This window comes from Psychromonas sp. MME1 (genome assembly GCF_041080865.1).
GTDB lineage: Bacteria > Pseudomonadota > Gammaproteobacteria > Enterobacterales > Psychromonadaceae > Psychromonas.
This window is the reverse complement of the sequence record NZ_CP160906.1, coordinates 921,856-940,399: the sequence shown is the minus strand read 5'-3', so window position 1 is coordinate 940,399 and position 18,544 is coordinate 921,856. Positions and strand designations below refer to the sequence as shown.

General features: G+C 37.9%; 19 protein-coding genes and 2 pseudogenes. 9 read left to right on the top strand and 12 right to left on the bottom strand.

All coding sequences use genetic code 11. The features are described from left to right. Positions 1–28: 28 nt before the first annotated feature. A complete protein-coding gene (gene pyk, locus AB2N10_RS04470; RefSeq protein ID WP_354625634.1) occupies positions 29–1,459 on the top strand; it encodes a pyruvate kinase in 1,431 nt (476 codons plus the stop codon). A 115-nt stretch (positions 1,460–1,574) separates the two neighbouring features. On the opposite strand, the gene AB2N10_RS04465 is transcribed toward pyk, so the two are convergent. Then, entirely contained in the window at positions 1,575–1,856 is a 282-nt protein-coding gene (locus AB2N10_RS04465) for a DUF1315 family protein (protein ID WP_354625633.1), read from the bottom strand. Between the two features lie 82 nt (positions 1,857–1,938). On the opposite strand from AB2N10_RS04465, the gene AB2N10_RS04460 reads away from it, so the two are divergent. Continuing rightward, positions 1,939–2,802, top strand: coding sequence for a DUF2989 domain-containing protein (locus AB2N10_RS04460; protein ID WP_354625632.1), 864 nt, complete (start codon positions 1,939–1,941; stop codon positions 2,800–2,802). A gap of 11 nt (positions 2,803–2,813) precedes the next feature. Here the strand turns inward: AB2N10_RS04460 and AB2N10_RS04455 are convergent, their stop codons facing one another. Further along, on the bottom strand, positions 2,814–4,277 hold the full coding sequence (locus AB2N10_RS04455; RefSeq protein ID WP_369434381.1) for an HDOD domain-containing protein: 1,464 nt from the start codon (positions 4,275–4,277) through the stop codon (positions 2,814–2,816). Positions 4,278–4,400: 123 nt separating this feature from the next. Next, complete coding sequence (gene rnt, locus AB2N10_RS04450) at positions 4,401–5,015, bottom strand: ribonuclease T (RefSeq protein ID WP_354625630.1); 615 nt, start codon at positions 5,013–5,015, stop codon at positions 4,401–4,403. Between the two features lie 116 nt (positions 5,016–5,131). Between rnt and AB2N10_RS04445 the strand changes: the two are divergent. Continuing rightward, a pseudogene (locus AB2N10_RS04445) lies at positions 5,132–5,875 on the top strand (flagellar protein MotY). After that, complete coding sequence (locus AB2N10_RS04440; RefSeq protein WP_369434651.1) at positions 5,854–6,012, top strand: hypothetical protein; 159 nt, start codon at positions 5,854–5,856, stop codon at positions 6,010–6,012. Before AB2N10_RS04445 ends, AB2N10_RS04440 begins: the two are co-directional and overlap by 22 nt. A gap of 49 nt (positions 6,013–6,061) precedes the next feature. Here the strand turns inward: AB2N10_RS04440 and AB2N10_RS04435 are convergent, their stop codons facing one another. After that, positions 6,062–6,394 carry a YajD family HNH nuclease gene (locus AB2N10_RS04435; protein ID WP_354625830.1) on the bottom strand — a complete coding sequence of 111 codons (333 nt, stop codon included), beginning with the start codon at positions 6,392–6,394 and terminating at the stop codon, positions 6,062–6,064. Positions 6,395–6,551: 157 nt separating this feature from the next. Here AB2N10_RS04435 and AB2N10_RS04430 point away from each other — a divergent pair, with 157 nt between their 5' ends. Next, positions 6,552–7,358, top strand: coding sequence for a Cof-type HAD-IIB family hydrolase (locus AB2N10_RS04430; RefSeq protein WP_354625628.1), 807 nt, complete (start codon positions 6,552–6,554; stop codon positions 7,356–7,358). Positions 7,359–7,411: 53 nt separating this feature from the next. Here AB2N10_RS04430 and AB2N10_RS04425 read toward each other — a convergent pair whose 3' ends face one another. The 5 genes from AB2N10_RS04425 to leuC all read right to left on the bottom strand — a co-directional run bounded on the left by AB2N10_RS04425 (position 7,412) and on the right by leuC (position 12,211). Next, the gene (locus AB2N10_RS04425; protein ID WP_354625627.1) at positions 7,412–7,915 is read right to left on the bottom strand and encodes a hypothetical protein; all 504 of its coding nucleotides are present in this window, start codon (positions 7,913–7,915) and stop codon (positions 7,412–7,414) included. Between the two features lie 70 nt (positions 7,916–7,985). Beyond that, positions 7,986–8,420, bottom strand: coding sequence for a DUF3010 family protein (locus AB2N10_RS04420; RefSeq protein ID WP_354625626.1), 435 nt, complete (start codon positions 8,418–8,420; stop codon positions 7,986–7,988). 103 nt (positions 8,421–8,523) lie between these two features. Beyond that, complete coding sequence (locus AB2N10_RS04415) at positions 8,524–10,050, bottom strand: alpha-isopropylmalate synthase regulatory domain-containing protein (RefSeq protein WP_354625625.1); 1,527 nt, start codon at positions 10,048–10,050, stop codon at positions 8,524–8,526. A 138-nt stretch (positions 10,051–10,188) separates the two neighbouring features. Beyond that, positions 10,189–10,803 carry a 3-isopropylmalate dehydratase small subunit gene (gene leuD / locus AB2N10_RS04410; RefSeq protein ID WP_354625624.1) on the bottom strand — a complete coding sequence of 205 codons (615 nt, stop codon included), beginning with the start codon at positions 10,801–10,803 and terminating at the stop codon, positions 10,189–10,191. 10 nt (positions 10,804–10,813) lie between these two features. Further along, on the bottom strand, positions 10,814–12,211 hold the full coding sequence (gene leuC / locus AB2N10_RS04405; protein ID WP_369434380.1) for a 3-isopropylmalate dehydratase large subunit: 1,398 nt from the start codon (positions 12,209–12,211) through the stop codon (positions 10,814–10,816). A 356-nt stretch (positions 12,212–12,567) separates the two neighbouring features. Here leuC and rnd point away from each other — a divergent pair, with 356 nt between their 5' ends. From rnd to AB2N10_RS04390, 3 genes are all read left to right on the top strand, one after another. Next, a complete protein-coding gene (gene rnd, locus AB2N10_RS04400; protein ID WP_369434379.1) occupies positions 12,568–13,572 on the top strand; it encodes a ribonuclease D in 1,005 nt (334 codons plus the stop codon). After that, positions 13,569–13,676, top strand: a complete 108-nt coding sequence (locus tag AB2N10_RS04395; protein ID WP_369434378.1) for a hypothetical protein — start codon at positions 13,569–13,571, stop codon at positions 13,674–13,676. Before rnd ends, AB2N10_RS04395 begins: the two co-directional genes overlap by 4 nt. A gap of 92 nt (positions 13,677–13,768) precedes the next feature. After that, positions 13,769–15,118: an MFS transporter gene (locus tag AB2N10_RS04390; protein ID WP_369434377.1), complete on the top strand. Its 1,350-nt coding sequence runs from the start codon at positions 13,769–13,771 to the stop codon at positions 15,116–15,118. 97 nt (positions 15,119–15,215) lie between these two features. Here the strand turns inward: AB2N10_RS04390 and AB2N10_RS04385 are convergent. The 3 genes and pseudogenes from AB2N10_RS04385 to pomA all read right to left on the bottom strand — a co-directional run bounded on the left by AB2N10_RS04385 (position 15,216) and on the right by pomA (position 17,988). Next, positions 15,216–16,065: pseudogene (locus tag AB2N10_RS04385) on the bottom strand (PA4780 family RIO1-like protein kinase). Positions 16,066–16,201: 136 nt separating this feature from the next. Beyond that, positions 16,202–17,212, bottom strand: a complete 1,011-nt coding sequence (locus AB2N10_RS04380) for a flagellar motor protein MotB (protein WP_354625621.1) — start codon at positions 17,210–17,212, stop codon at positions 16,202–16,204. A gap of 2 nt (positions 17,213–17,214) precedes the next feature. After that, on the bottom strand, positions 17,215–17,988 hold the full coding sequence (gene pomA / locus AB2N10_RS04375; protein WP_354625620.1) for a flagellar motor protein PomA: 774 nt from the start codon (positions 17,986–17,988) through the stop codon (positions 17,215–17,217). Between the two features lie 318 nt (positions 17,989–18,306). On the opposite strand from pomA, the gene xseB reads away from it, so the two are divergent. After that, entirely contained in the window at positions 18,307–18,540 is a 234-nt protein-coding gene (gene xseB / locus AB2N10_RS04370; RefSeq protein WP_354625619.1) for an exodeoxyribonuclease VII small subunit, read from the top strand. Positions 18,541–18,544 lie beyond the last annotated feature (4 nt).

The window sequence follows — 18,544 nt, the reverse complement described above, 5'->3', positions numbered from 1 at the left end:
GATGTTTCCCCTATACAAGGAGTAGATGATGATCAGACGTACAAAAATAGTAACAACCCTTGGACCTGCTACCGATAGAGATAATAATTTAGAAAAAATCATTGCTGCAGGCGCCAACATGGTTCGTATGAATTTCTCTCATGGAGAAGCGATAGACCATGTTAGACGAGCAAATGAAGTTCGCGAAATAGCTGCCCGTTTAGGTAAAGAAGTGGCAATTATGGGCGATCTACAGGGCCCTAAAATACGCGTATCAACATTCATAGATAAAAAAATTCATCTTGCAGTTGGTGATAAATTTGCGCTAGATAGCGATATTGAAAAGGGTCAAGGCAATCAACAGGCCGTAGGACTAGATTATAAAACATTACCGCAAGAAGTAGAATCAGGTGATATATTATTACTTGATGATGGCCGCGTGCAATTACAAGTAGAAAAAGTAACGGGCAACCGCGTTGACACCGTAGTCACAATCGGTGGTCCACTTTCAAATAATAAAGGTATTAATAAAAAAGGTGGGGGTTTATCAGCTCCCGCACTTACTGAAAAAGATAAAAAAGATATATTAACCGCAGCTCAAATTGGCTGTGATTACCTAGCGGTATCTTTTCCTCGCAATGGTGCTGATATCCACTATGCTCGAAAATTAGCACAAGAAGCTGGTTGTCATGCCAAAATTGTAGCAAAAGTAGAACGAGCTGAAGCCGTTGAAACACAAGAAGCTTTAGAAGATATTGTTCTTGCATCTGATGTGGTGATGGTTGCTCGAGGCGATTTAGGTGTTGAGATTGGCGACGCACGTTTGGTGGGCGTACAAAAAAATATGATCCGCACAACACGCCGTTTAAATCGCGTAGTGATTACCGCGACGCAAATGATGGAATCAATGATCAGCGCGCCGATGCCAACCCGCGCGGAAGTGATGGACGTTGCAAATGCGGTACTTGATGGTACGGATGCCGTAATGCTTTCAGGCGAAACAGCGGCGGGTGATTATCCAGTTGAAACTGTAAAAGCAATGAGCGACGTTTGTATTGGCGCAGAAAAACACCCAAGCATTAATGTTTCCAATAACCGTATGAACTACACATTTGAGGATCCTGGTGAAGCTCTTGCAATGACAACTATGTTTGCCGCTAACCACACCGTTGGGGTTAAAGCGATTGTTGCATTAACCGAATCAGGTTCAACACCATTATTAATGTCACGTTTAAGCTCGGGCCTACCTATCTATGCACTTTCAGGTAATGCGCAAACATTAAACTACTGTGCATTATATCGTGGTGTGACCCCCGTTAAATTCCCATCTACAACAACTAACAGTGTTGAATATATTGCTAAGGCAATCCAAACATTAAAAGATAAAGATTGTCTAAAAGATGGTGATCTGATACTGATTACTCACGGAGATGATAACAACGCAGGCTCTACAAACACCTGTAAAATTGTTAGAGTGTAGGTAATTTTACCGCTTAACTAACAGTAAAAAACCTCTTTTAAAGAGGTTTTTTACTTAAATCATCGAGGAATAACAGTTTCGTCGATAATGATAGGATTTACTACCACCTCTACTGTTATAGGTTAATAATATGAATTTCTGGTTCATCCTCATGAGTAAATTTTGTTTTTAATTGCGCTTTGCTTTGCATGTATATTTCCCCCCCTTTAGCGATGCTAAAATGGTCGGGCAGTTCGTTATATAAACTTTGATATGCCATTATTAACTGTAAACTACTCTCTTTCTGATGTGTAGATAATTGCTTACCGTCTGGCCATCTTCCGGTTTCGGCAGCTTGTTTTAATTGTTCATATAACGATGGCGATATATTTTTTGCATATTCGGTTAAATTTGACACTCGTATCACCTATTTTAGTATTAACATGCTAACTTATATTTATAATGCATATGTATATTGATTTCACGGAACAGATCAACTTATGATTACCCAAACCATCAAATTTATTTTTGGACTAGTTACTCTCTTCGCTATTATCTCCTGTAACCCATTTTCACATGATAGTTTATCGCGTATTTGTGATAGTGATCCTGAACTATGTGCAGATCTACATACATTAACCGATTGCCGTTTCCAACGAACACATCTGATTCGTGCTCGTTATTATGACAAAAGAGAGCCTTCTTCAGACCATACTCGTCAGCTTTTAGACCGTCTTGATGAGTATGAATCATGTATAGAATTAACACTTTCATTACAATTCACACGCAATCAAGGACGCAAACAAGCACGCGTCGAAAATTATCTTACGACTAAAAATCTAATGAAAAATGAGTTAAAAAAAATTAAAAATACAGAGGATCCCATTCTTGCTTACTATCTTTGGACGCATTATCAGGATTTAAAAGCAAAACAAGTTTTTTTAAACGCTGCACGTAAAGAAGGCGTAACAGACCGTAAATTGTTAACCAAGCTTGCCATCTATTATAGTAAATTTGACCCACAACAAGCATTAGCACTATTTTATAATGCGCTACGAGAAAGTAACTCATACAAAGATATACCTGATAGTACATTTGTTTATATTATGACCATTTATTACCAAGCACAGGATTTTGAAAAAGCTTACATATGGGCACTACTTGCAATAAGCAAAGAAGCGATGAAAGCACAAGATGAACAGCAACTGGAATATATAAATCTAGATCTTATTTTGCAAAAAGGACTTATCAATGGAAAGAAACTAATAACCAATGAAATGGCATTACAAGAGCAAGCTAATATCTATAAAAAGAAACTGATGGAAGGTAAGTTTAGCGAATATCCTGAAACACTCATTAAATAACATTTATTTTACTATTGACGCATCGAAAAGGCCGTTAAACACATGTTAAGGTGCTCGATAGTAAAGTTAAATAGAGAAAAATCTTCACTATTTATTTTTTCTACTGCACCTAAATATTGCACAGAGAACATACCAATCACTTTATTAGAAATCATAATAGGAGCAAAGCCAATAACACCATTAGCAATTAATTTTTCAATATCTTCTGTAATATAATTGCGCCATTTAGGATCACGATAGTTAGCCACTAACGTCGCCTCCTCATTTTGTAAAACGTGATCCATTAAATGAAGGTTTTTATTAATATCAAGTCTGCGATGGAAATAAATAACCTCCCCATAATCATCATATGAAACCCTTGATTCCAAATGACTTTTATCCTTAGATAGCATCCAAAAGGAGCTACGACTGAAGTGAAAAATAGTCGCTATTTGCTGTAGTGTGTAATTTAATAATTCATTAATACTATGGCCTTTTTTACTTAACCTTGTTATCTCTTTAACGGTCATTAATATCGCTTTTTCCTGACTCAATAAAATGGTGGCGTTTCGCGTTGAAATTGTCAAATCATCTTCTTTAGGCAATTTGCGAATATATTCATCTAACACAGAAGCACCATATGAGTTTAATAAACTAATAGCGAGCACCCTTGTCTCATCTATACGTTCACGTAAAATTTGTCTATCGATATGCATAATATGGCTAATACTATTTAATACTTCATTAAATTCATTAAATTCACGTTTATTATTCGGTGGCGAGGTAATATAAAAACTGAGCTTATTTGCTAAGCTTATTGCTTGCATTTCAACCGTACGACTTTCTGGGGTATCCAGTGACTTCCTTAATAAATCCCCAAGATGCCATGTTTCAGCAAGCCCTCGACTAAGCTCGTTAAAACTCATCCCAAGCGTTTCTTGGCAATGTTTTTGAAACTGATTTGCAGGTAATGATGTTTTTTCAATTAATTCTCGAGCAATTTCACTATCACAACTCCAAAAAGCAGTTTCACCGATGTTATATAACATCGCAGCCAAATAAACCTCTTCCTGTGTATCATCTTCATACTCAGGCAACATCATTTTAGCTAATAAAGCAGCATGGAAGGCATTGGCCATTAACATACCTAAACGCTTACAGACCTGCTGAGATAAATTTTTGTTTTCTAATAGGCCATCTAATATTTTGGATGTCAAACAGATATTTTTTACTGTGCGTATACCCAACACAATAGCCGCTCTAGAAACGGTCGTTATCTGACGTTTAGAAATACGGTTACCACTATTTACAACTTTTAAAACTGAGGATGATAGAGATTGATTGTGTAAGATCACCTTACATAATTTAGGTATAGAACTAATGTCATCATTGGAAAATTTATCTAATTTACTCGCAACAGAAGTAATTGCTGGTAGCTCATTCTTAGATAATAACTCAACCCACCTTGCCGCTGTTCGCTTTCTATTTTCTGCCATGAAGAACACTACCCCTAGATTCATTTGCAATTATTGTGATGAGGAGTAAAAGGCGCCAACTATCCCTATGGTACCTCAAGATACTTTGCCAGGCCTATTATTGAATAACTGATATTATTCTAATTAAACAGGCCATCCGCCTAATCCTTTCCATTTGTTGACAATATAGAAAAACAACTCTGCGGTCACTTGTGTATCGTATAAAGCAGAATGCGCCTCATTATTATCATAGGGTATTTTGGCCTGTTCACAAGCCTTCGCAAGCACAGTTTGACCAAGGGCTAACGCAGCCATACTCGCTGTATCAAAACTGACAAAAGGATGAAATGGGACTCTTTTAAAGTTACAACGCTGGGTTGCCTGATTTATGAAACCTTGATCGAATGAAGCATTATGAGCCACAATTATAGAACGATTGCATTGATTATTTTTTTGATGTTTACGAACTAACTTAAAAATTTCGCTTAATGCCTCACATTCATCAATAGCGCCCCGTAACGGATTAAAGGGATCAATACCGGTAAATTCCAATGCTTTAGGATCTAAATTCGCCCCCTCAAATGGCATTATATGAAAATGAATTTTTTCTGCAGCATAAAGGTAACCTTGTTCATCCATCGCAGGAAAAATTGCGGCGATTTCTAGCATCGCATCCGTTTGAGAGTTTAATCCTGATGTTTCAATATCAATAATAACGGGGTAATAACCACGAAAACGCGCAGTCAATGTGTTTGCCATAATTTACTCATAGTTAAAATTTGAAAAGTAATTATGCCTGATTTTTCCGAAAACAGCATAAAATTCACTAAAGAAAAAAATATCGCTGCCGATAATAATGATGACGCCTTAATAAGATGAGTTATATTATGCAAAAAATTATTTTTATAACACTGCTATTTTTCTATCAATCAGCCTTTGCAACGAATAAAAGTTATCACGCAGATATGGATAACTCCCTTTGGTATATCTCCAGCTCTACTCCCATTCAATGTACACTGGAGCACCCTATTCCAAATTATGGACAAGCGCATTTTGAGGCAAGGGCAAGTAAAAAAATCAACCTTGATTTTATTTTACATAGTAAACTGGCGATGCCCGTTACACGCACAGTGAAACTCAAATCAATACCGCCACAATGGCGCCCCGGTGCACCTAGCGAAGATATTGATACCGTCGAGTTTTATCAACAATTTGATGGTTATGTTACGCAACAAAGCGCTTGGCGCATGTTGAACGAACTTGAAGCAGGACAATACCCAACCTTTTTCTTTGAAGATTAGCGTAATAATGATCAAATAACCAGTGTCGCACTTTCATCAATCAATTTTAATCGTAGCTATGATGAGTTTAGTAATTGTGTCGATCAACTGTTACCCTACGATTTTGAAGATATCTCTTTTAGTATTTTAAAATACAATAAGAACGGCGTTAAACTCACCTCATTTTCCAAAAAACGTTTAAAAATGATTGGTGATTACATTAAATATGATGAAAATATTAGTGTTGTGCTCATTGCAGGATACTCAGATAGCTATGGTTCCGTAGTCATAATCAAAAATTATCGGAGCAACGCGCAATTTCAGTTAAAGAATATTTAGAACAATTAGGTCTAGATGATGAAAAAATACAGGTAACAGGATTTGGTGAAAAACATCATGTGGCGGATAACCAAAATATATTAGGACGGATGCAAAATCGCCGCGTAGTTATCTCTATTGAACGGGAAGATAGTTAACTCATCCAACACATGCCCCATTCGAATATTATGATTGGGGCATAATACACTACTTTTTCATTTTAGATAACAAGTCTGCAAAGGGGTTGTAGGTTGCACTGGCTTGTACATCATCACCAGCGACTACCGTACTGCCATACAAATCTGCTTGAGTATATTTATCATGCTCATGGTCATGACAGTAGATACACAATAACTCCCAATTACTTCCATCTGCTGGATTATTACTGTGATCATGGTCGATATGATGAACCGTTAATTCACGTAAATTAGAATAAACAAATTCACGCGCACATTTTCCACACACCCACGGAAACAATTTTAATGCTTTATCGCGATAGTCATTTTCCATTGATTTGTAATTGCTTGGGATATAGGCCATTTGAGTACCACTCTTTAAATGATTAATATTAAAAACAGATAATATACCCATGATACTTCAAGATGCAAAGTCAGCAATAATATTATTTCTACAAACAGTGTCGATTAAAAAGACGATTTCAAATACACTATCGGTAAATAAATTACCGGAATTAATCATGTATAAATTAATTGCTTTAGATATGGATGGCACCTTATTAAATAGCCAAAAAGCCCTAACCAATCGTGTTCGCGAAGCAATATCAGCGGCAAAGGAACGAGATATAAAAGTAGTATTAGCTTCAGGCCGCCCCTTTGAAGGCATGCTACCAACATTACAAGCGTTGGGTTTAGATGGTGAAGATGATTATGTGTTAACCTATAACGCCTCACTCATTCTTAAAGTAGCCTGTCGCTCAGTTATAAAAAGCTCTATTTTAACAGGGCGAGATGCGATTGAGTTATATCAGCTAGCAAATAAGTTAGATGTTAATATTTTAGCTTACTCTATGACGCATGGGCTGATCACACCAAAGGAAAATAGATATACGGATTATGAAGCAAAACTCAATGGCATTGAATTTAACCTATACGACTTTAATCAGCTTGATGAAAATGATGATATCATCAAAATTATGATGATTGACGAGCCAGAACAACTCGCTAAAGGGATTAAATTACTCCCAAATGAGATGCAAGAAAAGTATTCAATGGCACAAAGCACACCATTTTTTTACGAGTTTATGCATAAAAATAGCAACAAAGGTGAAGGCATGGCTGCTTTAACCGCACATCTCGGACTAACAGCAGAACAAGTGATATGTGTAGGCGATGCGGCGAATGATTTAGAAATGATTAAGTTCGCAGGATTAGGTGTTGCAATGGATAATGCCGTTGATGAAGTTAAAGCCCATGCGAATTTTATTACAACGAGCAATGATGAGGATGGTGTTGCCCATGTCTTTGAAAAATTTCTACTAAAATAATAGCGATAAAAATGAAGCTGCGCTATCTAAAAAAGATAGCACTGCTTTATGACTTAATGGGAGTGGTCATGATCATCATTAATACTCGAAAAAGTATCAAGAACAATAGCGCTTGGGCTAAATTCATCATCATTACCCGCTAGATAGCGCAAATGCTCCCAGCTGAGCATATACGCAAAATATAAGCGATATAAACGCTTTTTCTTAATGCCAACATGCGCAAATAATTGACTGCCATTATAGCCTTGCAATTTTTCAATGATATTAATAAAACGTAGCCATTTTCTCTCGCATTGGTGATGAGAAGGCATCGTTGATAGGGAATGAATAACATGCAAAGCCCTCCAAAATGCTTTGTCCGTCTCACTATTACCATGCCGTTGAGCACTCTTAATTTGTTTTAAAAAGCTATTTTCTATCGCCACACCTTCTTTGCATAAATAATCGCATAACTGAGCTTGTAAGTATAAAGCCCCCTGTACAAAGAACCCCTGTGGATTAACGGGTTTCTCAGTATCAAGTAATGTATTTAAAAAGGGATTAACATCTGTTTTCAAAATTTATCCTTAGCTGCGATTTTCAACTTTACAGATTTCATGACGTTGTAAAAAACGGCTTTAACTATTATTAATTGGCCGCTTGGTGCTCTAAGTAAGCAAAAGCAGTTAACAATGCGGTTTCTTGAAACTGCTTTAACCCCAATTCTCTTGCTTCTGGTTTTACCTGCGCTTTCGCTAAACCTTCTTTAATATAAGCAGGAGAAAGCACAAGCACCTTAACATCACTCATCAGCTGTAACGCAGCTTCAATTTTAAAACTAAGTGGATTTCCAGCAAATTTGCCCTTTAAGTCACGCTGCCTAATAACAACCGTATCCACTTGGTAATCTTTCATTAATTGTGAAAAATCAAACTGAAATTTTTTAAGTGGCTCAGTATTGATTGCATCGCCTAACGTTAATTTAGTTGTCCTGACGGCTGGCACATCATAGAGCCCCCCTTTTAATTGAATGATACCAATTATCGCTTCATTCCCCGTTAACTCAACCCCACAAACACGCATAAAATAACCTTATAAAAAATTAACTAAACATAGCAAATTAACTCATTGCTACATATTAAAACAAATATTGGTTTAACGACTAAAAATTGTCGCAAGGAGATCATTACTCCTTATGAAATTTGAGGTTTATCATACGAATAGTTGCAGCAATACCTGCTAAAACCTGATTAGCATTTACGCCACGCGTCGTAAATTGGCTATCACCATCTGACCAAGTCACTCTACATTCGGTTAATGCATTGGTTTTTCCACCTGGGGGAATACGTAATTCGTAATCAATTAATTCAGGAAACTGGAATCCATCTTTATCTAACACTTTTTTCATTGCGCTGATAAAAGCATCAAAACCACCATTACCACTACCGCTGGTTTTATATATCTCATCTGCAACTCGAACTCGAATACTAACAGTTGATTCAAGTTCCAATCCAGAGTTGATAGAGCAATTTAACAATTCTACATAGTTATAATCATTGCGTTCGAGCATATCTGCAATGATAAATGGTAAATCATCGGGACTAATACTAGATTTTTGATCCGCTAAGCGAACGATGCGTTTCAACAATTTTTTCTGCTGCTCATCGTCAAGTTCAATATCCATCGTCTCAAGGTTTTTCATAAGCGAAGCCTTACCACTCATTTTACCCAGTGCATAACTGCGTGAACGCGCAAAACGTTCAGGCGTTAATGCAGTGATATACAATCCACCTTTCCTATCACCATCGGCATGAATTCCACTGGTTTGAGTAAACACATCGGCACCGACAATTGGCGTATTATCGGCGATACGTTTACCTGAAAAATTCTCCACTAACTGGCTTAAATTGTGTATTTCACTTTCATCAATATTCACCTTTTTACCCAATTTATCCTGTAAAACAACGGCAACTTCAGTGAGTGACGCATTGCCCGCCCGCTCACCTAAGCAGTTCATGGTGCAATGGATTGAAGCAACACCCGCTTTAACGGCAAACAGCGCATTAGCAGTGGCTAAGCCATAATCATTATGCGGATGGAAATCAAATTGCAGATGCGGAAAACGTCCAATCATATCACTTAGACTTGTAAACACATCATCGGGAGACATGACCCCTAATGTGTCAGGTAGCATAAAGTGGCCAATGCCTTCATGCTCTAATTGACTTACCATTGCAAAAACATATTCAGGACTGTCTTGATAGCCATTTGACCAATCCTCGAGATAAATATTAACTTTTAACCCTTTTTGCTTGGCATAGGCGATCGTCTGTTTTATATCAGAAACATGTTCATCAAGAGTTTTGCCTAACTGCTCAGTACAATGTTTTAAGCTACCTTTTGCCAATAGATTTAAAACTTTTCCACCTGTATCTGTTATCCAATCAACACTTAATGTATGGTCGACAAAGCCAAGTACTTCGATTTTATCAACAAGCCCTTCGCCACTTGCCCAGCGATTAAGCTTGCTAACGGCCTCTTTTTCACCTTCAGAGACACGTGCAGAAGCGACTTCAATACGATCTATTTTTAATTTTTGTAACAAAGCCTTAGCAATACTAACCTTTTCAGCAGGAGAAAATGAAACCGCTTGAGTTTGTTCGCCATCGCGTAATGTAGTATCCATTAATTGTACAACGTTGGGCTGTATCATTCCCTTTACTCCGTCTGTTATTCTGTTTAAAAGCTGCTTGGATTAATTTTCAAATATTAATCCAAGCAGTTTTCGATAAAAAAGGCGCAACAATTGCGCCTTTTTAATTAACCGACCACTATTTTAATAGTAGCGGCCTTAATTCCACAACCAAGGTAAAGCTTGTTTCTGTTTCTCTTCAAAGGCAGTGATTTTATCTTCATGTTTTAACGTCCACGCAATATCATCAAGACCTTCAAGTAATGACTCTTTACGGAATGCATCAACGTCAAAGCTAATATCAAGACCACCTGGTGTTGTGACTTTTTGCGCAGCTAGGTCAACCGTAAATTGTACACCTTCATTAGCCGCAATTTCAGCCATTAATGCATCTAATTCATCTTCGCTGACTTTAATAGGTAAAATACTATTTTTAAAACAGTTGCTATAAAAAATATCGGCAAAACTAGTAGAAATAATGGTATTAAAACCATAGTCAGCGATTGCCCATGGCGCATGTTCACGCGATGAACCACAGCCAAAGTTTTCACCCGCAACTAAAATTTTAGCACCTTGGAAAGCAGGCTTATTTAATTCAAATTCGGGATTAGGAGTGACATTATCAGCAAGGTAACGCCAGTTATGAAATAAATTGATACCAAAACCTGTACGCTCTACTTTTTTCATAAAGTTTTTTGGAATGATTTGGTCTGTATCAACATTACTACGATCCATTAACGCAGCGATACTAGTGTGTTTAATATATGGTTGCATTATCTTTTTCCTATTTCCAATCACGAATATCAACGAAGTGGCCTGCAATAGATGCAGCTGCTGCCATCGCAGGAGAAACAAGGTGAGTACGTCCGCCCTTACCTTGACGACCTTCGAAGTTACGATTTGATGTAGAAGCACTACGTTGACCGTCTTTTAACTCATCGCCATTCATTGCTAAACACATAGAACATCCTGGATCGCGCCATTCCCATCCAGCTTCAACAAATACTTTATCTAAGCCTTCTTTTTCCGCTTGGAATTTAACAGGGAAAGATCCCGGTACTGCGATAGCTTGAACACCTGCAGCTACTTTTTTACCTTTGAGTAATTCAGCCGCCGCACGGAAATCTTCAATACGTCCATTAGTACATGAACCAATAAAGACGATATCCACATTAATATCTGTAATTTTTTGCCCCGCTTTAATATCCATGTATTTAAGCGCACTTTCACATGCCTGTGCTTTTACTTCATTTTCAAAATCAGAAGGCGCAGGAACGACAGCATTTACAGCAACGACTTGCTCAGGTGATGTCCCCCAAGAAACTTGTGGTGCAATATCTTCTGCTTTTAATGTAATCGTTGCATCAAATTGTGCATTTTCGTCTGAAGGAATACTCTTCCAATAAGCAACAGCAGCATCCCAATCAGCGCCCTTAGGAGCAAATTCTTTACCTTCTAAGTAATCAAAGGTTTTTTGATCTGGAGCAACAAGCCCTGCACGCGCACCCGCTTCGATTGCCATATTACAGAGCGTCATACGCCCTTCCATCGACAAATCGGTAATGGTATCGCCAGCAAATTCCATGACGTATCCCGTACCACCAGCAGTCCCTGTTTCAGCAATAATAGCAAGGGCGATATCTTTTGCGGTTGCAAATTTAGAAAGTTTACCTTCGACTTTAACAAGCATCGTTTTCGCTTTCTTCTGTTGTAATGTCTGTGTCGCCATTATATGTTCAACTTCAGAGGTGCCTATACCAAAGGCCAATGCACCAAATGCGCCGTGAGTTGCCGTATGGCTATCACCACAACAAACAACCATACCGGGATGAACAAAGCCATGCTCTGGAACAACAATATGGATAACACCATTATTTAGGCTATCTAATCCATACAGATTGATATTATGAGATGCACAGTTAGCGGTCATTGTATCAACTTGTTTCTTGGCAATAACATCAACAATGTTGGTACGATCGACAGTAGGGATACAATGATCGATGGTGCCGAGAATACTGTGTCGATTACGCACTGCTCGATTTTGTAATTTCAGGCCTTCGAATGCTTGAGGACTGGTTACTTCGTGCATTAAATGTCTGTCAACATAAAGAAGTGGTGAACCTGATTCTGGTTCATGCACCAAATGAGCATCCCAGATTTTTTCATACATTGTTTTAGTCATTGTTTTCCTTACCGTACTATTCACTGTAAATATTCGACGCTAACATTTGTAAACAGCTGTTTTAAAAAAGCTATTAACAAACATCGTTACTTGGGGGTTAAAATAAACTATTAGATTGCCCCATTCTAATTGATCACTGTCAATCTCACAAGATGGGAGTCACAAAATCCTATTCAAATGACTATTTATGCACGTTATCTTGATTAATATGCATGATTTTATCATCTATAAATCTTGCCATATAAAATAGCTAGCTCACAAGCTTTAAAATATCCCTTTTATCACAGTGAATATAAATGGATGATTTTTAATAATTTTAGTAACATATAACAATTATTATTCATATGGGAGTATCTATGCAATTTGACATGATAACGACACAAACACAATTGCATGATTTTATAGCAACACTTGACGATAGTCCTATCTCTCTTGATACCGAATTTGTACGAACACGTACCTATCTTGCCAATCTTGGCCTATTGCAAATATCACAAAATAACAAAATCACCTTAATTGATCCGCTTGCTATTACAGACCTTTCTGCTTTTTGGTCTGCACTCAATGAAAAAAAATGTATTTTGCATGCGAGCAGTGAAGATTTAGAGATTATTCGCGAACATAAAGGTGACTTAAATATTAAGCTATTTGATACGCAAGTAGCCTGTGCTTTCTTAAACCTTGGTGCTTCATTGGGTTATGCAAAAATGGTGGAAACATTAGAGGGAATTGTTGTTGATAAAGGAGAATCACGCACTGATTGGTGCCAACGCCCTTTAAGTGCTAAGCAGATAAATTACGCAGCTATTGATGTTCTCTATTTACAATCTTGCTTAGAAAATTTACAAAAACGTCTTGAAGAGAAAAAAATGACTCTCTTTTTCGAACAAGAGTGCCAAATGATTCTAAATCAAAAAATGCAAACCCAAGATCCTGAAAAAGCATACAAATCATTCAACAACTTGTTTAAATTAGATAGGCAAGGTCTCGCCGTTATTAAAGCGCTAGCAACATGGCGTTTGCTCACGGCTAAATCACGTAATCTAGCGCTAAATTTTGTTGTAAAAGAAGACCACCTTTGGTTATTGGCTCATTATCGCCCAGCTTCGTTTGAAGATTTACACCGTCTACATTTGCTACCAAACGAGATTCGCATTCATGGCGATACAATTTTAGCTATCATTAAGGAAGTTGCTCAACAAGATCCGGAAACATACCCCCCCTATGTTTCGCGTCTCGTGGATTTTCCAGCCTACAAAAAGACAGTTAAAGCAATGCGCAGTAAAATTCAACTGTGCGCGGAAAAATATGAATTACCGGTGAACTCATCGCTTCAAAACGTATTATTAATGAATATTTGAGTTGGTTATGGAAACTCGATGCAGAACAAAAGAAAACAGCCAAAAAACCGAAACTATTATCCGAATGGCGCTTTGAACTGATCGGACATCAATTTGAACATTAGTTAGATTTTGATAATGTACTACGAGACCAATATTGCTCCGATGCACTATCCCTTTTGTTTATTACACCTAGGTTTATTAGAGAGCGACGAATATGAGCGAATCGCAGTCCTGGCTGGAAAATTGTAAGGTCTACCTTGAAAAACGAGTCGTGATCCTCTTTTTCTTCGGTTTCTCCGCAGGCTTACCAATTTTACTTGTTTTTTCAACACTCTCTTTTTGGTTAAGAGAAGCTGATGTTAGCCGTGCAAGTATCGGTTTTTTTAGTTGGATAGCGCTAGCATATGCATTTAAATGGATATGGGCTCCCTTCGTAGATCGTTTAGCATTACCCTTTCTAACCAACTGGTTAGGACGACGTAGAGCATGGCTATTATTTTCACAACTTGCTATTGTCTTATCACTATTAGGCATGGCTCTAAGCGATCCTCAACAAAATCTTACTGCATTCGCTATTTTTGCTATTATTGTTGCCTATAGTTCTGCTACACAAGATATTGTCATCGACGCCTATCGTATTGAATCTGCTCCAGAAAAGCTTCAAGCAGCGATGGCTGCAGCTTATATGACTGGTTACCGACTTGCCATGATCATGGCGGGAGCTGGCTCTTTAGCAATAGCTGCTTGGGCAAGCAGTAGTGATGCTTATCAATTATCTGCTTGGTCAACATCCTATCTGGTTATGGCGCTATGCATGGGGGTAGGTATTGTTACCACATTCATTTGCCATGAACCCACTTATCAAAACTCACAGCAAATAAACGCACAGAAACTTGAACAAAAATTAAAATACCAACATCTGCCGTCCATCCTCGCTCATTTTTTAGCTTGGTTAAGCATAGCGATAATTCAACCCTTCACTGATTTTTTTCAACGCTATGGCAAGAATGCAATATTGATATTACTTCTCATTGGTAGTTACCGCATATCCGATATTGTCATGGGCATCATGGCTAACCCCTTCTATGTCGATATGGGCTATAGCAAGGGCGAAGTAGCGGCTATATCAAAGGTATTTGGCGTGATCATGACCCTTGTAGGCGCAGGTTTAGGAGGGATTTTATTAACTCGCTATAGCACCTATTCGATACTGTTTTTAGGGGCATTTCTGGTTGTGATCACCAATTTGATTTTTGCTGTCTTAGCTTTTGTTGGAAAAGATTTACTGCTATTAACGGCAATTATCTCGATGGATAATATCAGTGCAGGTATTGCAACAACAGCATTCATTACCTACATTTCTAAACTAACCAATATTGAATTTTCAGCCACGCAATATGCCCTATTTAGTTCAATGATGTTGCTCTTTCCTAAGTTTATTGCTGGTTTTTCAGGGATTTATGTGGATCACTGGGGCTATATAAACTTTTTTATTAGTTCAGCATTAATTGGCGTGCCTGTTTTGGGATTAATTATACTATTAAAAAAAGTGATAGAGTCATAAGGATACTAATAAACTAGCGAATGGGTAATTATTCTACTTAATATATATGATAAATATACCACCAAGTAGAATAATTAAAGAGTGGAAATTGAATAGATTAAAGCTCTGCCTCCACTAAGCGTTGCTGCTTCTCTTGATATTCATCACGCGCTGTCATTATCTCATTCATAACATTATCAACATCGACCGCATTGTCTGGTTCAACAAATTCCCCCGTTAACACCGTATTAACGGATAATTCACCGGCTTCATAGCGCTGCCAGATCTCTTCGCCATACTTAGTATGTGATAACTCTGGCGCAAATTGCGAATAATAGCGTTTCATATTTTCAACATCTCTTAGCAGCATTCGCTTCGCGTTATTATTAGCAGCAGCATCAACTGCCTGCGGTAGGTCAATAATAACCGGTCCATTCGTCTACTAACACATTAAATTCAGATAAGTCACCGTGAATAATACCAACACTAAGCATGGCCACAACATATTGCATCATTTCAAGGTGATCTTCTATCGCCTGTTCCTTTGACATCGAAACATCATTCAAACGAGGTGCAGCAAAGCCCTGTGTATCAGTGATTAAATCCATTAACAACACGCCTTCAAAACAGCCATAAGGCTTGGGTACACGTACCCCAACAGCATCTAATTTATAAAGGGCATCGACTTCTGCATTCTGCCAAATATTTTCTTGCTGTTCGCGACCAAATTTAGAATTTTTTTCCATTGCACGCGCTCGACGCCCGCTACGTACTTTACGACCTTCGGTATATAAAACCGCCTGTTTGAAACTTCGCTTAGAGGCTTCTTTATATACCTTTGCACAACGAATAAATTCCCCACACTGGACAACATAAACCGTTGCTTCTTTGCCACTCATTAATTGACGTAATACTTTGTCAACTAATCCATCATCAACAAGTGGCTGTAATCTTTTCGGAATTTTCATTTTCTACTGATACTTTAATAAATGATTTAAATAAAAGCAGACTGTAAATCTGCTTATAGATGCAATAACTACTATCAATTAAGGAATGCCGTACTATACAGAAATTAACCATAAATACGCTATAGATACGAAAATATTAATTCGCCGGTAAGCCTATCGGATCACTTTCTTTAGCTTCTCCCTGCATAACCATGATTTCAACACGGCGATTACGGCGACGCTCAGCGATACTTTTCCCTTTAGTTAAAGGCTTAGTGTTCGCATAACCAGCAACGACCAACTCTTTACCTTTCATCCCTTTTACCTTTAACATTTCATGTGCTACTGAAACAGCACGCTGTGCGGAAAGATCCCAGTTCGAGCGATATAATTCTGAATGAACAGGTTCACTGTCAGTATGGCCAGAAATAGTAATCACCCCAGGGACATCAACGAGTACCTTGCCAACTTTGCTAATAACGGGGCGAAAACGAGGTTGTAAAAAAGCAGATCCCGATGGAAATGCCCCTTTTTCACGAATACGAATAATTAACTGCTGACCTAATGACTCTATTTCAATAGCACCATCATTAATCTCTTCACGTAAATCTTTGGCAACTTTGCTCGCTAAGCCATGATCGGCAGAAACGCCCGGAGCTTGGATAAGATTTTCGACAGGCTCATCCATTGCTTCATCTTGCTGTTCTTCCTCTTGCTGCTGCTCTTGCGACTCTAAATCCGTTGAATCCAGTGGCTCATTAATGTTATCTGACTCACTTTCATCGGGCGCATCTTGCTTTGGTGCTTGGATTTTAGTTTGTCCACCGCTATTATTCGAATCACCCTCTTTAAAATCGAGTTTTGCTTTTGTCATCTCAATAGTTTGTTGCATGATAACTTCAATCGGGGTTGGATCTGGTTTACCTGGACGGAACTCTTGCGCAATAACGGAGGTACCTTTTGGAATATCTTTAACTTCTAAATTTGTTTGTACACCAAAGGCATTTTTCATTGAGCCTGCAATCTGCTTAAATTTGAGCACATCCATTTCTGAAAATGATAATAGCAAAACAAAGAAACACATAAGCAATGACATTAAATCAGCAAATGTGCCCATCCATGCGGGCAACCCCTCTGGGGGACATTTTGGACATTCCTGATCAGCCATTGTTAATTACCCGCTTCATCTGTTGTATCAATACTTCGTTTTGATTCAGGTAAATAATTTCTTAGCACACCTTCAATAACACGTGGATTTTGACCATCTTGAATACCTAATATTCCATCAAGAATTAAATTTTTATTCAACGCTTCTTCCGCCGCTCTTAATTTTAATTTATCAGAAATAGGAATGGCCATCATATTCGCTATAACGGCACCGTATAGTGTTGTTAATAGTGCTACGGCCATTGCAGGTCCAATGGATTTAGGATCATCCATGTTAGATAGCATTGCCACTAAGCCAACCAAAGTACCGATCATCCCCATAGCAGGAGCAACGTCACCAAACTGTTTAAATATTTCTGCGCCAGATTCATGCCTTGCTGCCGTTAAACGGATATCATTTTCCAGCGTACTTCTCACCACATCAGCGTCATGCCCATCGACTAACATATCAATCCCCTTACGCATAAAAGGATTATTAATCTCAGCCTCTTCAAGTGCTAAAAAGCCCCCTTTACGAGCTGCGTCAGCCATTTCCACCGATTTGCTAATCAACTCTTCCGCAGAGTCTGTTTTAAACATAAACGCTTTTATGGCGATTTTGACAGCGCCAATAAACTGGCTGAGATTATATTTCATCATAACCACGAATAATGAACCACCCAATACGATTAATATTGAGACGGTGTCTATAAACATCCCAATGTTACCACCTAATATCATCGCCATGATGACAAATGCAAAACTACCGATGAGGCCAATAAGGGTTGCTAAATCCACAAAATATTCCTTTAAGTAAATGTAAAACAATCCAACATTCAGAAAATGCGAAACAGACACCCAATCAACACTGAGTGGTTAGATTTCAAGAACGCTGAATAATACCGTTAGCGTTTATTAATTTCATTCAATGAATTAATTTGTTGAGTATATCTATTTTCGCTTATATTACAGGTAAGCTGCCATGATCTTTATTAATTTTTTACATTCAAACAGAAATAGATCACATCTTCCCCCTTTATAAAAGATTTACCTTAACAGTAATTGACTTATTGGCTAGGCACGGTACTCTTTAAATTTTAGCTAAATGAGCGTTCCATGGCATTAAAGAAACCTGAAAATATGCTTTATGAAGAAGCAATTACTGAATTACAAACTATTGTGAATCACTTAGAAAACGGCGATCTACCTTTAGAGGATGCGTTAAAACAATTTGAAAGAGGCATTTCGCTCGCTCGCAGTAACTCGCAAAAGTTGCAAGATGCCCAACAACAGGTAAAAATATTAATGCAACAAGACGAACAAGCGGTTTTACAACCATTTAATGGTTAAGTTC

What these genes read in the sequence shown, in the direction of transcription:
- xseB (WP_354625619.1), top strand. Translation starts at nt 18,307, where the DNA reads ATGGCATTAAAGAAACCTGAAAATATGCTTTATGAAGAAGCAATTACT.
- AB2N10_RS04430 (WP_354625628.1), top strand. Translation starts at nt 6,552, where the DNA reads ATGTATAAATTAATTGCTTTAGATATGGATGGCACCTTATTAAATAGC.
- AB2N10_RS04380 (WP_354625621.1), bottom strand. Translation starts at nt 17,212, where the DNA reads ATGGCTGATCAGGAATGTCCAAAATGTCCCCCAGAGGGGTTGCCCGCA.
- AB2N10_RS04435 (WP_354625830.1), bottom strand. Translation starts at nt 6,394, where the DNA reads ATGGCCTATATCCCAAGCAATTACAAATCAATGGAAAATGACTATCGC.
- leuD (WP_354625624.1), bottom strand. Translation starts at nt 10,803, where the DNA reads ATGCAACCATATATTAAACACACTAGTATCGCTGCGTTAATGGATCGT.
- AB2N10_RS04415 (WP_354625625.1), bottom strand. Translation starts at nt 10,050, where the DNA reads ATGATACAGCCCAACGTTGTACAATTAATGGATACTACATTACGCGAT.
- rnd (WP_369434379.1), top strand. Translation starts at nt 12,568, where the DNA reads ATGCAATTTGACATGATAACGACACAAACACAATTGCATGATTTTATA.
- rnt (WP_354625630.1), bottom strand. Translation starts at nt 5,015, where the DNA reads ATGGCAAACACATTGACTGCGCGTTTTCGTGGTTATTACCCCGTTATT.
- AB2N10_RS04460 (WP_354625632.1), top strand. Translation starts at nt 1,939, where the DNA reads ATGATTACCCAAACCATCAAATTTATTTTTGGACTAGTTACTCTCTTC.
- AB2N10_RS04455 (WP_369434381.1), bottom strand. Translation starts at nt 4,277, where the DNA reads ATGGCAGAAAATAGAAAGCGAACAGCGGCAAGGTGGGTTGAGTTATTA.
- AB2N10_RS04390 (WP_369434377.1), top strand. Translation starts at nt 13,769, where the DNA reads ATGAGCGAATCGCAGTCCTGGCTGGAAAATTGTAAGGTCTACCTTGAA.
- AB2N10_RS04420 (WP_354625626.1), bottom strand. Translation starts at nt 8,420, where the DNA reads ATGCGTGTTTGTGGGGTTGAGTTAACGGGGAATGAAGCGATAATTGGT.
- pyk (WP_354625634.1), top strand. Translation starts at nt 29, where the DNA reads ATGATCAGACGTACAAAAATAGTAACAACCCTTGGACCTGCTACCGAT.
- leuC (WP_369434380.1), bottom strand. Translation starts at nt 12,211, where the DNA reads ATGACTAAAACAATGTATGAAAAAATCTGGGATGCTCATTTGGTGCAT.